This window comes from Nesterenkonia halotolerans, from assembly GCF_014874065.1.
Lineage (GTDB): Bacteria > Actinomycetota > Actinomycetes > Actinomycetales > Micrococcaceae > Nesterenkonia > Nesterenkonia halotolerans.
Genome location: NZ_JADBEE010000001.1, coordinates 330,739 through 343,930, shown reverse-complemented (window position 1 = coordinate 343,930; position 13,192 = coordinate 330,739). Strand labels below are relative to the sequence as shown.

Here is a 13,192-nt window from a genome sequence, read left to right as displayed (position 1 = left end):
AGACAAGAGGGGCGGCCCGGATGATCATCCGGGCCGCCCCTCTTGTCGTCTGAGCGTCTGGATCAGTCCAGGTAGTCCCGCAGCACCTGGGACCGGCTCGGGTGGCGCAGCTTGGACATTGTCTTGGACTCTATCTGCCTTATACGTTCGCGGGTCACACCGTAGACCTTGCCGATCTCGTCCAAGGTCTTCGGCTGACCGTCAGTGAGGCCGAATCGCATCGCGACGACGCCGGCCTCACGCTCGGCCAGAGTGTCCAGCACCGAGTGCAGCTGCTCCTGGAGCAGCGTGAAGCTCACGGCGTCCGAGGGGACCACTGCTTCCGAGTCCTCGATCAGGTCACCGAACTCCGAGTCACCGTCCTCGCCCAGCGGCGTGTGCAGCGAGATGGGCTCGCGGCCGTACTTCTGCACCTCCACGACCTTCTCCGGGGTCATGTCCAGCTCTTGGGCGAGCTCCTCCGGAGTGGGCTCACGGCCCAGATCCTGGAGCATCTGGCGCTGCACGCGGGCAAGCTTGTTGATGACCTCGACCATGTGCACCGGGATGCGGATCGTACGAGCCTGATCAGCCATGGCACGCGTGATGGCCTGGCGGATCCACCAGGTGGCGTAGGTCGAGAACTTGAAGCCCTTGGTGTAGTCGAACTTCTCCACCGCGCGGATCAGGCCGAGGTTTCCCTCCTGGATCAGGTCCAGGAAGAGCATCCCACGCCCGGTGTAGCGCTTGGCCAGTGAGACCACGAGGCGGAGGTTGGCTTCGAGCAGGTGGTTCTTGGCGCGCTTGCCATCCGCGACGACGAGCTCAAGGTCTCGGCGCAGCCGCTTGTCCTTGATGTCATCCCGAGCGAGCTTGTGGTCTGCGAAGAGACCGGCCTCGATGCGCAGAGCGAGATCGACTTCCTGTTCCGCGTTGAGCAGCGCGACCTTGCCGATCTGCTTGAGGTAGTCCTTGACCGGATCAGCGGTGGCGCCGGCGGAGACCACCTGGATCGCCGGGGCATCATCTTCATCCGCATTGGAGATGACGAAGCCGCGACCCTTGGACTCTTCCTCGTCATTGTCCTTGGGCTTCTGGCCGTCTTCGGCAATGACCTCTGGGTCCTCACCGTCAGCGACCGCCTTGGCGACAGCCTTCTCCAGCGCAGCGGTCGGGGCCGCCTGCTCTTCGGCGTCTACTTCGGCCAGCACCTCATCAACTGGGTCTGCTGCCTTCTTTCGTCCGCCGGTCTTCTTCGCAGGAGGCTTGGTCTCCGCGGCCGGGGCCTTCTTGGCGGCGGCTCCCTTGGCGGAGGCGGCCTTTGCCGGAGCCGTCTTGGCGGCAGCGGTCTTCTTCGTCGCAGCACCGGCGGTGCTCTTCTTCGCCGCAGTGGACGTGGCGCTGCCGGCACCGCGTGCAGCGGTGCCCTTCTTGGCAGGCGCCTTCTTCTCCGCTTCGGCAGCGGCCGCGTTCTCTTCAGTGGACTTGGACGCAGTAGTGGGCACGGTGACCTTCCGACTTGGACATATGAAGCAGATGCGCTGAACTTGATGGTCAACACACCTATGACCCTGTCAAGGCCATTATTGAAGTCACAACCTCTGGAGAGCTGTCAACAGCTCCCGCACTCGGTGTGATCCCAACAATGGTTGCAGGGTCTCAGCAGTTGACAACATAGCGTGTTCCGCTCGCATTCCCAATCTCAGGAAGAAATTCTCAGCTGCGCGATTGAGCCTGGCTCTGTGCCCAGGACCAGCTGTGCTTCTTGACCCGGGCCCAGAGACAGACCCCCTTCAGCTGCATGAGCTGGTCGATCAGCCGGCTGAACTGGTTCTCCGGAAATTCGGCGAGACATTGGTCGATGAAGGAACCTGCGGCGGTGCCTCGGCCTCGGACCCATTCGATCCATGCCATCACGCAGAGAAGGTTCTCTCGCTCGGACCCGGCCGCATAGGGCACCAGCGCACCGAGAACGTGTTCCAGGGCATCGACACGCTCCCAATCCGGGCGTCGACCAGTTTCGCCGAGGAAGCAGGACGCGTAGTCCTCCAGCAGCCGCGCCTGGGCCGGACCGGTCGGCCGTCGTCCATCACCATGGTCTGCCTCAAGCCCCATGAGCGTGGCAGGAAGCCCCACCGTGGCCAGCGGAATGAGCAGGTCCCTGGAGGATGCACTCCGCAGCTGCTTCAGCAGCTCCGGGGCGTCTTGAGCAGCGTCGGCCCCGGTGCCGCGGGCGAGAGCTTCCAGCAGGATGTCCCACCGGTGGAGCAGTCGCTGAGCCGCTGCCGGATCGAGCCGCTGTTCAGGGCTTCGCCGATGCAGCTGAACCCGATCCAGCACGGTCGCCTCCGGAGCGGGGGCCTGGCGCAGGAAGAGCTCTGCGGCGTCACGCAGAGGGCGGGGTCTTCGCACTGCGGACTGGGAGTGCCCAGTCGGGTGACCGAGCAGCTCCTCGATCGGCTGCCCGGGGAGCTTACAGCAGCTGTGTTCCGAGCAGCTCGGATCGCGAATATGTCCCGCGCAGAGGAACCAGCACTGCACGATGCGCACACAGTACTCCGCTTCCAGGATCAGCCCCAGTGCCTCGAGGCAGCGGCTCCACTCGGCATCCTGTCCGCGCGACGCGGGCGTCGTGCCGATGAGCATGACCATCGCCGCTTCGGGGGCCGGTTCTGCGCCGGGTCCGGCGAGACATTCAGCGACCATCTGAGCCGCCGCGAACGGGTCCGTCAGGGCGGGGCCGAGGTCGATCCGCATATGTCCGCCGGTGAAGCCGTCCAGCAGCCCGATGACGATCAGCGAGTCGCTGGGGAGACAGCCGAAGGTGTGCTCCACGAGTCGCGCGGAATCCCCAGGCTGCTGGATGTCGAGCCGGGATGTGCCGGTCCGTTCGGCCGGAGCTGCTGGACCATGTGGTCCATCGAAGGGGTGTCCCGCAGGGGCTGCTGAGTCCATGGACCAAGCCTGCTTCAGCAGGATGCCGCGCGACCGTGAACGTGCCTGACCTGTGGAGGGGGCTGGTGCGGAGGAAGGCTGAGCTGCCGCTGGGGAAAACTTCCGCCCGGGTCAGCGGTCCTGGTGAGGATCCTCGTCGGTCTCCGGATCAGCAGGGTCCGCACCCGAATCGTGGGTCCCCGGATCGACACGTGTCTCAGACCCGCCCGGTGTCTCAGCCTCATCCGGCGAGTCCGGGGCCGGCAGCGACTCGGGAGCGCCGAGGGCCGCGGGACTGTCCGGCGCCTCGTCCTCAGCAGCGGCGGCCGCGTCTTCAGCCGGATCATGGTGGCGCAGGTAGGCCTCCACGGCCGCGCCGAGCTCCTCGGCGTCCGGGACGGCGTCGTCGTCCTTGACCAGTAGGGACCGCTGCTGCGGGGTCGCGTACTCGTCGAAATTGCGCTCCAGGCGCTCGACCATGCCCTCGATCTCGGAATTCTGCCGGACCTGGCGCGAGATGTCGTGCTCCACCAGCCGAGAGGCCTCACGGAGCTCCTCGGTGGGAAGCATGAGCTCCAGCGCCGCGCCTGCGTACTCCATGGCCGCCACGGCGACGTGAGGGAACTTTCCACCGGCGAGATAGTGCGGCACGTGCAGGGTGTAGCCGACAACGTCGCGCTCCGCCTCAGTCATGCGCAGCTCCAGGAACTGGCTCAGGCCAGCCTCGATCTGGGCGCTGGGACCCCAGGTGGAGATCCCCTCGATGAGGTCCTGCCGGTTGCCGTGGGCGGTGACTCCGATGGGACGGGTGTGCGGAGTGGGCAGGCCCAAGGCGTCCAACAGGACGACGAGCTTCACGTCGAGGCGGTCGACGAGCTGCAGAACTGCGGTGGATACGCGCTCCCACTGGTAGTCCGGCTCGTCTCCGGTGAGGAAGAGGAACGGGTGGCCCAGTGCATCGCGCACCTCGTAGAGCTCCAGTGCGGGACTCTTGTAGTCGCTGAACTGGTTGTCGGTGAACGTGATCTGCGGACGCCGTGATCGGTAGTCGAAGAGCTCATCGACGTCGAAGCTCGCGAGCAGGTGGTGCGGAAGCGAGCTGAGCAGCGACTCGGAGAGCTGTTCGCTCAGGCTTCCTGCATCGGTGTGGCCGGCCCAAGACACCAGCATGCTCAGGCTCTGCGCGGGACCCTGGTCCTCGCGCAGCACCAGCGCACCTCCTTCGGCACTGACCGTGGACTCGGGTGCTGCGAGGCTGCCGAGGTTCACGGAGGAGTCGGGCTCGTCGTTCGCATCGGCTGCGGGGTGGACATGCAGCAGATCCAGGGGGTCCTTCACCTGACGGCTCCTCTTCAATGTCGGGACTGGGGCGCCAGGACCAGAGAGTGTCCGGCCCGGCCGACCCAGAGAGTCATAGGTACAACAGGATGCCAGCTGCGGGCATTCCCGCGCGGATTGTGGTTAGGATCGATGGTCGAGAACCACCATGACGACTTTGCAGATTCCGTCACCCTCGGAATCAGATGGGATAGATGTGATCAACGATTTTCAGCCCAGCCTCTCCACCGTATCGACCTCGGTCGAGAAGACTGCGACCGACGCCCTCGTGCTCGGCGTCGCGAAGAGCCCCCAGGGCCCCATCCTGCTTCCCAACCCGCTGGCCGATGAGGCCGCGAAGGGGGTCGCCGACTCGCTGAAGGCGCTGGGAGCCACCGGCGCTCCGGATCAGCTGCTGCGACTGCCCGGCATGGACGGTTTCAGCTCCGAGACCCTGGTCCTGATCGGTGTGGGACCGCTCACCGGCGAAGCCACCGGCGGCATCACCCTGGAGGCCCTGCGCCGCGCCGCAGGTTCCGCGGTGCGCCAGCTGGGCAGCATCGACTCCGTGGCCATCGCGCTGCCCGCCTCCACGGTGGAGCAGGTCGGCGCCATCGCAGAGGGTGCGGCGATCGGCGCCTACTCCTTCAACCACTTCCGCAGCTCGGAAGAGGCTCGCACCTCGACTCCGGTGCGCGACGTCCAGATCCTGACCGAGCTGAAGGAGAAGCAGACCCGAGCGGCTCTTGACCGCGCCGCCGTCGTCGGCTCCGCCGTGCGGGCGACCCGCGACCTGGTCAACACTCCCCCCAGCCACCTGTTCCCGGAGAGCTTCGCCGAGATCGTCTCCGAGCTCTCGGATCGCACGAAGGCCCCGGCACACGCCGGCGGCTCGGCCCGCGCCGCCAAGGTCAAGACCAAGGTCTGGGGTGAGAAGGAGCTGGCACGCGACGGCTTCGGAGGAATCCTCGGGGTGGGCAGCGGCTCCTCCCGCAAGCCCCGTCTCGTCCGCATGGAGCACTCCCCCGCAAAGCCGGTCGCCCACATCGCGCTGGTCGGCAAGGGCATCACCTTCGATTCCGGCGGGCTCTCGCTGAAGCCTGCCGCCGCGATGACCACGATGAAGCTGGACATGGGCGGCGCGGCCACCGTGGCCGCCGTCGTGCGCGCCGTGGCGGACCTGAACCTCCCGGTCAAGGTCACCGGCTGGCTCTGCCTGGCCGAGAACATGCCCTCGGACACCGCGCAGCGCCCAGAGGACGTGATCACCATCCACGGCGGCAAGACCGTCGAGGTGCTCAACACCGACGCCGAGGGTCGCCTGGTCCTCGCTGACGGTCTGGTGGCCGCGTCGGCCGAGCAGCCCGATGCGATCATCGACGTCGCGACGCTCACCGGCGCACAGATGATCGCTCTGGGCGTGCGGACCTCCGGGGTCATGGGCAACGAGGATCTGCGCGAAGCCCTGGTGATGGCGGCCGACGACGCAGGCGAGAGCCTCTGGCCCATGCCGATCCCTGAGGAGGCGCGCTCCGGCTTCGATTCCGAGGTCGCCAACCTCACCAACCTGGGTGACCGCTTCGGCGGCATGATGAACGCCGCCGCCTTCCTGCGCGAGTTCGTGGGCAACCGGGCAGGAGCCTCCGCCGAGGCCCTGGATCCGGAGACCAGCCGGATTCCCTGGGCCCACGTGGACATCGCCGGCCCCGCCTTCAACGAGAAGGGCGCCTACGGATACACGCACAAGTCGGGCACCGGCGTGATGGTCCGCACACTGATCAGCTACCTCGAGGGCCTGACCCGCTGATCCAGTGGCTGATGCCTGCGCACAAGCGATAGGCTGAACGCAGTGAACACCTGTGGTGCGCTTCGAACGGGTCGCATGTCCCGCTCGAAGCGCGCCACAGGCGAAATCAAGAAACTTCACGTCTCACTCGATGCAAGGGAGCAATGACAGTGGCCGACCAGCCTCAGGAATTCGACGTACTCGTTCTCGGCGGAGGCAGCGCAGGCTATGCTGCGGCGCTGCGCTCGGTCCAGCACGGCCTCACAGTGGGCCTCATCGAGAAGGACAAGCTCGGCGGCACGTGTCTGCACTGGGGCTGCATCCCCACCAAGGCCTACCTGCATGCCGCTGAGCTCGCCGACGAGGCGCGCTCCTCGGAGAAGTACGGCGTCAAGACCACTTTCGAAGGCGTGGACATGGCCAAGGTCCGCGAATACAAGGACGGCATCGTCGCCGGAAAGTACAAAGGCCTCACGGGCCTGCTGAAGATGCGCAAGGTCACGGTCGTCTCCGGCGAGGGAAAGCTCGTGTCCGAGAACGAGATCGAGGTGGACGGCACCCGGTACACCGGCAAGAACATCGTGCTGGCCACCGGCTCCACCTCCAAGACGTTCGGCCTGCCGCTGAGCAAGAAGATCATCACCTCCACCGAGGCGCTGGAGATGGATTCCACCCCGAAGTCGGCGATCGTGCTCGGCGGCGGCGTCATCGGCTGCGAGTTCGCCTCCGCGTGGACCTCCTACGGCACCGAGGTCACCATCATCGAGGGCCTGCCTTCGCTGGTGCCCAATGAGGATCCCTCCATCGTCAAGCAGCTTGAGCGCACCTTCAAGAAGCGCGGCATCACCTTCAACACCGGCACCTTCTTCAACGAGGTCAAAGAGACCGACGACGGCGTCAAGGTCACCCTCGAGGACGGCAAGACCTTTGAGGCCGAGATCTGCCTGGTCGCCGTCGGGCGCGGACCGGTCACCGAGGGCTTCGGCTTCGAAGACGCAGGGATCACCCTCGATCGCGGCTTCGTGATCACTGACGAGCGGCTGCACACCGGCGTCGGCAACATCTATGCGATCGGGGACATCGTCCCGGGTCTCCAGCTCGCGCACCGCGGGTACCAGCAGGGAATCTTCGTCGCCGAGGAGATCGCCGGGAACAACCCGATGATCGTTGAGGACATCAACATCCCCAAGGTCACTTATTGCGACCCCGAGATCATGTCGGTGGGCTACACCCAGCCCGCGGCTGAAGAGAAGTACGGCAAGGACGAGATCGAGATCACCGAGTACAACCTCGCTGGCAACGGCAAGTCCTCCATCCTGGGCACCGGCGGCATGATCAAGATGGTCGGCGTCAAGGGCGGCCCGATCGTCGGAGTCCACGGCATCGGCACTCGCATCAGCGAGCAGGTCGGCGAGGCTCAGCTGATCGTGAACTGGGAGGCCTACCCCGAGGACGTCGCCTCCCTGATCCATGCCCACCCCACGCAGAACGAAGCCATGGGTGAGGCTGCGATGGCGCTCTTCGGTCACCCGCTGCACGGCTGATCCACACCTCCCGGACCGCCGGGGCCCTTCCAGTACCGCCCGTTGAGATAATGCTCCAGCCGTGAGGCTGCGTCGAACTTTGAGAGTAGGAGTCGGACACCATGTCTGAAACCGTGAACCTTCCAGCCCTTGGTGAATCAGTCACCGAAGGCACCGTGACCCGCTGGCTCGTAGAGGTCGGTGACACCGTCGAGGTCGACCAGCCTCTGCTGGAGGTCTCCACCGACAAGGTGGACACCGAGGTCCCCTCCCCCGCCGCCGGCACCATCGAGGAGCTCCTCGTGGCCGAGGACGAGACCGTGGAGGTAGGTGCGCCGCTGGTCAAGATCGGCGACGGCTCCGGATCGGGCGACGACTCCTCGGATGACTCCGCGGAGGAGAGCGGCGAGGCCGAGGCATCCGCAGACAGCGATGCCAGCGAGGACGACCAGGCTCCCGAGCCAGAGCCTGAAGAGGCCGAGGATGCCGCCACCGAGGCTGAGCAGCCCGAGGCCACCGAGCAGGCCGCCGAGGAGAACGCACCCCAGCAGGACGAGGGCGGCTCAGAAGGCGGTGGCTCAGAGGGTGAATCTCAGGAGGTGACCCTCCCGCAGCTCGGTGAGTCAGTGACTGAAGGCACCGTGACCCGCTGGCTCGTCGAGGTCGGCGACACCGTCGAGGTCGACCAGCCCCTGCTTGAGGTCTCGACTGACAAGGTCGACACCGAGGTCCCGTCCCCCGTGGCGGGAACCATCCAGGAGATCAAGGTCTCCGAGGACGAGACCGTCGAGGTCGGGGCGGTCCTCGCCCTCGTGGGCTCCGGCAGCGGCGGATCCTCCGCGCCTGAGCAGAGCGAAGCCGAGCAGGATTCCGAATCCTCCAGCGACGAAGGTTCCTCCGATGAGGGGTCCTCTGCGGACGAGTCCGCTGAGTCGCAGCAGGCTGCCGAAGAGAAGTCGGAGCCTGCCGAGGAGCCCGCTCCCGAAGAGCGGACCGAGGCCCCCTCGTCGAAGTCCGAGAAGTCCGAGGGCTCTGCGAAGTCTGAGAAGGCCAGTGACTCCGGCTCTTCGGCAGCGAAGTCTGACTCCTCCGACTCATCGGCCGAAGGCTATGTGACTCCCCTGGTGCGTCGGCTTGCCAAGAACGAGGGTGTCGACCTCTCAGACGTGAAGGGCACGGGCGTCGGCGGTCGCATCCGCAAACAGGATGTCGTCGATGCGGCCGAGGCGAAGAAGTCTCAGTCCACGTCCTCCGACGAGGCTCCGGCTTCCAGCGCTGCGGAGAAGTCCGCCCCCAAGGTCGAGGCGGACACCACCAAGCGTGGGTCCACCGAGAAGGCCCCGCGCATCCGCCAGGTCATCGCCCAGCGGATGAACGAGTCGCTGGACATCTCCGCCCAGCTGACCCAGGTCCACGAGATCGACATGACCCGCATCGTGAACCTCCGTGCCAAGGCCAAGGCCTCGTTCCGCGAGCAGAACGGCGTGAACCTGACCTACCTGCCCTTCATCGGCACCGCTGTCACCGAGGCGCTCAAGCAGCACCCCAAGCTGAACGCCGAGTATGACGAGACGAACCAGCAGATCACCTACCATGACAGCGAGCACCTCGCGTTGGCGGTGGACACCGAGAAGGGCCTGCTGGTCCCCGTCATCAACGACGCCGGAGACCTGAGCATGGCCGGGCTGGCAAAGAAGATCGTCGATGTGGCTGACCGGACGCGCAAGTCCAAGATCGGCCCCGGGGAGCTCTCCGGCGGCACCTTCACCATCACCAACTTCGGTTCGGTGGGCGCGCTGTTCGACACCCCGATCATCAACCAGCCGCAGGTGGCGATCCTGGGCACCGGGGCGATCGTGAAGCGTCCGATGATCGTCGAGGATGGAGATGGCAACGAGACCATCGGCATCCGGCACATGATGTACCTGTCCCTGACCTACGATCACCGCCTGGTGGACGGGGCCGACGCCGGACGGTTCATGCAGACGCTGAAGGCACGGCTGGAAGGCGGAAACTTCGAGGCTCAGCTGGGCCTGGAAGGCTGACGCTCAACACTGCGTGAGTCAGCAGAAGAGGGCCCGTCCACCAGGACGGGCCCTCTTCTGCGTCTGCACCACGTCGGGTTCAACCGGACTCCTCGACGCTGTCCAACAGCCACGCACCACCGTGCCGCTGCAGTCCCAGCACCACCCGTTGGGTCTGCGCCGGGCCGCCCTGTAGCCCCGCCGCAGTCACCCTGACCTGCAGCCGAACCTCGCCAGAGGCCGGTCCAGCCGAGTGCTGCGCTGCGGGTTGCACCTCGATCTCCAATGCCCGACCCTCGTAGCTCAGCCCTCGCGCACGGAAGCTGCGAATCAGTTCCTCATCGGCGAGTCTCGCCGGCGAGCCCTCCACGGTGTAGCGATGCACAAGGCCAGGATCGGCGCGGCGCAGCGCCTGGGTCCGCAGCACCGCGATTCCCTCCAGAGCCGCCGCCGGGTCCTCGAGCTGCAGCAGGTTCCCAGCATCGGGGGTCTCCTGCAGCTCGGAGGGTTGTCCGGGGCCGCGAGGGCTTGGCGCGCGAGTTCCTTCCGCTGCCTCTCTGCTCTCTGGTGAATCTCTGCTCTCTGGTGACTCTGTGCTCTCCGGTGATGCTGGGCTCTCCGGTCCGGCCGGGGCCTGCACCGCCGATGCAAGGCCAGGGTCGCCGCCGTCGTCCTGCGGGACGACCACCATGGCCCCGACTCCCGATCCCAGCAGCGTCAGCGCCGCGACAAGGGCCACGCGACGGCGAGGGTCAGGCGACCGTGTGTTCACCGAAGGAAGCTCCGGCACCACCTCTTCACCCACGTACGGCGTCAGGTCCAGGGGCGTGGGCACCGCCGCTCGGAAGAGGGCCACCGCAAAATCCCCGGCACCGGGACGCCGCTGGGGATCCTCCTGCAGCGCGGACTCCAACAGCATGACAAGGGCACCGGGAACCTCGGGGCGCAGGGCCTGCAGCGGAGCCCGGTACTGGGTACGCGCGGGCACAGACCCACACAGGGCGAACCAGGCCACCGCGGCGAGCGAATAGACATCGGACTCAACACGCGGCCACGATGATCGCTGCCTCGCCCTCCCCGCGCCAGGACTGCGCCACCGGTTCGACAGCGCCTCCGGGGCGATGAACCCTTCGGTCCCGGTGCGTGCCCCAGGCAGTCCGAGCGCCTGCGCATCGGCGAGGTCACCCAGAGCGGGCTTCCCGTCCGGGGCGAGCAGTATGTTCCCCGGAGAGACATCCCCGTGCACCACACCTTGCTGGTGGAGGCTCTCCAGTGCGGTGGCGATGGGGGTGAGCACAGTGACCAGCTCACCGGTGCTCAGCCGCCCGGCCCGGCGGAGCACCGACCCCAGAGAGCCGGCGCAGTATGGCTCCAGCATGAGACCGAGACCGTGAGAGGTCTCCACCGTGCCATAGGCTCGCACCAGATGCTCATGGCGCAGCCAGTCCAGGGCCTGGAGCTCCTTGGCAGCAGCTCCCGCGGCCGGACATCGCAGGCCCGGGAGGTGCGGCAGCTTCAAGGCGAATCGCGAGGGAGGCACCGCATCGACCAGGTGCCAGCCAGGCGCAGCTGGACCGTCCCAGCTTGCCAGCCAGACGGTGCAGGAGCCACCCATGCCGAGCATCCGCTCCACGGTGATCCCCTCGGCTCGCGGACACTCGGAGCGTCGCCCGACGGCGGGTGACGACGTGTCACCGCTCGCCTGAACCGCATCCTCTCTGACCAGCTGCATAGAGATCATTGTGAACCCGTCAGCTGCCCGGCACCCCTGTTATCCACAGGGCCGCTCCGACACGTTCCCATACGAGGACCGATCTGGGTCTAGGGTGGTGCCATGGAGCTCGCATTCACGCGGCTGGGTTTCGACCCCCAGCTTCTCGACTACTCCGAGACACACGCCGTCCAGCAGCGGCTGCACGCTGCGGTGCACGATGGCACAGCCCCCTCCACGGTGCTGCTGCTCGAGCACGCAGACGTCTACACCGCCGGACGCCGCACCGAGCCACAGGATCGGCCCAAGGACGGGACCCCGGTGCTCGACGTCGACCGTGGTGGGAAGATCACCTGGCACGGTCGGGGCCAGCTCGTCGGGTACCCGATCCTGCATCTTCGGGACCCCTCCCTGGTCAGGGACTATGTCTGCGTTCTGGAAAAGATGCTGATCAGCCTGCTCTCCGAGGACTTCGGGATCTACGGCACCCAGGTCGAGGGCCGTTCCGGGGTGTGGCTGATCGACGGCGAGGGCCAGCGCAAGATCGCGGCGATCGGTCTGCGGGTCCACCACTCGGTCACGATGCATGGATTCGCGCTCAACTGCTCCAACGATCTCGCTCCCTTCGAGAACATCATTCCGTGCGGAATCAGCGACGCCGGCACGACCAGCATCAGCGCAGAGCTTGGACGCCGGGTCACACCCGAGGATGTTGCCGACAGTGTGACCGCCCGCCTTCAGTCCGTCCTCCCCCATCTCCTCAGGAGCACACCCCCGCCCACCCCTCAGGCGGCTCCTCACGTTTCAGCAGGCTCTGCCGGCTCCCCCGATCCACGCGTCAGCCAGCGAGGCTGCGACATCTCTCGAACAACAGAAGGAGTCCCACAGTGACTGTGGCACCTGAAGGTCGACGCATGCTGCGCGTCGAAGCACGAAACGCCTCGATTCCAGTGGAGCGCAAACCCGAATGGATGCGCACCAAGGTCAAGATGGGCAACGAGTTCGCCGCGATGAAGAAGCGCGTCGGCGAGAAGGGGCTGCACACGGTCTGCGAAGAGGCCGGATGCCCCAACATCTTCGAGTGCTGGGAGGACCGCGAGGCCACCTTCCTCATCGGCGGCTCGGCCTGCACCCGACGCTGTGACTTCTGCGAGATCGACACCGGGCGGCCGGGGGCCGTCGATGAGTCCGAGCCGCTGCAGGTGGCCCAGTCGGTGCAGGAGATGCAGCTGCGCTACGCCACCGTCACAGGCGTCGCCCGGGACGACCTCCCGGATGAGGGCGTGTGGCTCTACGCCGAGACGATCCGCAAGATCCACGAGCTGAACCCCGGCACCGGCGTCGAGATCCTCATCCCGGACTTCTCGGGTCGCGAGGAGAACATCGCTGGGATCTGCGAGGCAGCTCCCGAGGTCTTCGCCCACAACGTCGAGACGGTCCCGCGCATCTTCCGCCGCATCCGCCCGGCTTTCCGCTACGAGCGGTCCCTGGACGTGCTCACCCAGGGACGGGCGCACGGCATGATCACCAAGTCCAACCTGATCCTGGGCATGGGCGAGACCCGCGACGAGGTCTCCGAGGCGCTGCAGGATCTGCATGACGCCGGATGCGATCTGCTGACCATCACCCAGTACCTGCGTCCCACGCCGCGGCACCTTCCGGTGGATCGCTGGGTCAAGCCCCAGGAGTTCCTGGACATCTCTGAAGAAGCCGAAGAGATCGGCTTCCTCGGCGTCATGTCGGGACCCCTGGTCCGCTCCTCCTACCGGGCCGGCTCGCTCTGGGCCAAGGCGATGCAGAAGAAGGGCTGGGAGATCCCCGCCGCCCTGTCGCACATCGAACCCTCGGGAGCCACCAAGCAGGAGGCGTCCACTCTCGTCGCGGCAGGCTTCTGAGCCTGCGGTAGACTGGGGTCACT

Annotated in this window: 9 protein-coding genes; 5 read left to right on the top strand and 4 right to left on the bottom strand. The window is 66.4% G+C overall.

Going from position 1 to position 13,192, the window contains the following annotated elements; all coding sequences use genetic code 11:
* Positions 1 to 62 precede the first annotated feature (62 nt).
* The 3 genes from H4W26_RS01525 to H4W26_RS01515 all read right to left on the bottom strand — a co-directional run bounded on the left by H4W26_RS01525 (position 63) and on the right by H4W26_RS01515 (position 4,251).
* Positions 63 to 1,517: an RNA polymerase sigma factor gene (locus tag H4W26_RS01525; protein WP_378626007.1), complete on the bottom strand. Its 1,455-nt coding sequence runs from the start codon at positions 1,515 to 1,517 to the stop codon at positions 63 to 65.
* 178 nt (positions 1,518 to 1,695) lie between these two features.
* Entirely contained in the window at positions 1,696 to 2,934 is a 1,239-nt protein-coding gene (locus tag H4W26_RS01520; RefSeq protein ID WP_192590417.1) for a DUF4192 family protein, read from the bottom strand.
* A gap of 111 nt (positions 2,935 to 3,045) precedes the next feature.
* Positions 3,046 to 4,251, bottom strand: coding sequence for a PAC2 family protein (locus tag H4W26_RS01515; protein ID WP_318779732.1), 1,206 nt, complete (start codon positions 4,249 to 4,251; stop codon positions 3,046 to 3,048).
* A 196-nt stretch (positions 4,252 to 4,447) separates the two neighbouring features.
* Here H4W26_RS01515 and H4W26_RS01510 point away from each other — a divergent pair, with 196 nt between their 5' ends.
* The 3 genes from H4W26_RS01510 to sucB all read left to right on the top strand — a co-directional run bounded on the left by H4W26_RS01510 (position 4,448) and on the right by sucB (position 9,584).
* The gene (locus H4W26_RS01510; protein WP_192591954.1) at positions 4,448 to 6,037 is read left to right on the top strand and encodes a leucyl aminopeptidase; all 1,590 of its coding nucleotides are present in this window, start codon (positions 4,448 to 4,450) and stop codon (positions 6,035 to 6,037) included.
* 143 nt (positions 6,038 to 6,180) lie between these two features.
* Positions 6,181 to 7,560 carry a dihydrolipoyl dehydrogenase gene (gene lpdA, locus H4W26_RS01505; RefSeq protein WP_225939554.1) on the top strand — a complete coding sequence of 460 codons (1,380 nt, stop codon included), beginning with the start codon at positions 6,181 to 6,183 and terminating at the stop codon, positions 7,558 to 7,560.
* 101 nt (positions 7,561 to 7,661) lie between these two features.
* The gene (sucB, locus tag H4W26_RS01500) at positions 7,662 to 9,584 is read left to right on the top strand and encodes a 2-oxoglutarate dehydrogenase, E2 component, dihydrolipoamide succinyltransferase (protein ID WP_192590415.1); all 1,923 of its coding nucleotides are present in this window, start codon (positions 7,662 to 7,664) and stop codon (positions 9,582 to 9,584) included.
* A gap of 79 nt (positions 9,585 to 9,663) precedes the next feature.
* Here the strand turns inward: sucB and H4W26_RS01495 are convergent, their stop codons facing one another.
* Positions 9,664 to 11,295: a serine/threonine protein kinase gene (locus H4W26_RS01495; RefSeq protein WP_192590414.1), complete on the bottom strand. Its 1,632-nt coding sequence runs from the start codon at positions 11,293 to 11,295 to the stop codon at positions 9,664 to 9,666.
* Between the two features lie 102 nt (positions 11,296 to 11,397).
* Here H4W26_RS01495 and lipB point away from each other — a divergent pair, with 102 nt between their 5' ends.
* Complete coding sequence (gene lipB, locus H4W26_RS01490; protein WP_192590413.1) at positions 11,398 to 12,165, top strand: lipoyl(octanoyl) transferase LipB; 768 nt, start codon at positions 11,398 to 11,400, stop codon at positions 12,163 to 12,165.
* Positions 12,162 to 13,169, top strand: a complete 1,008-nt coding sequence (gene lipA, locus H4W26_RS01485; protein WP_192590412.1) for a lipoyl synthase — start codon at positions 12,162 to 12,164, stop codon at positions 13,167 to 13,169. Before lipB ends, lipA begins: the two co-directional genes overlap by 4 nt.
* Positions 13,170 to 13,192: the final 23 nt, after the last annotated feature.

Bases quoted from the DNA above. Each gene is read 5' to 3' on its own strand.
- lipB (WP_192590413.1), top strand. From the start codon at position 11,398: ATGGAGCTCGCATTCACGCGGCTGGGTTTCGACCCCCAGCTTCTCGAC.
- H4W26_RS01520 (WP_192590417.1), bottom strand. From the start codon at position 2,934: ATGGACTCAGCAGCCCCTGCGGGACACCCCTTCGATGGACCACATGGT.
- lpdA (WP_225939554.1), top strand. From the start codon at position 6,181: ATGACAGTGGCCGACCAGCCTCAGGAATTCGACGTACTCGTTCTCGGC.
- H4W26_RS01495 (WP_192590414.1), bottom strand. From the start codon at position 11,295: ATGCAGCTGGTCAGAGAGGATGCGGTTCAGGCGAGCGGTGACACGTCG.
- sucB (WP_192590415.1), top strand. From the start codon at position 7,662: ATGTCTGAAACCGTGAACCTTCCAGCCCTTGGTGAATCAGTCACCGAA.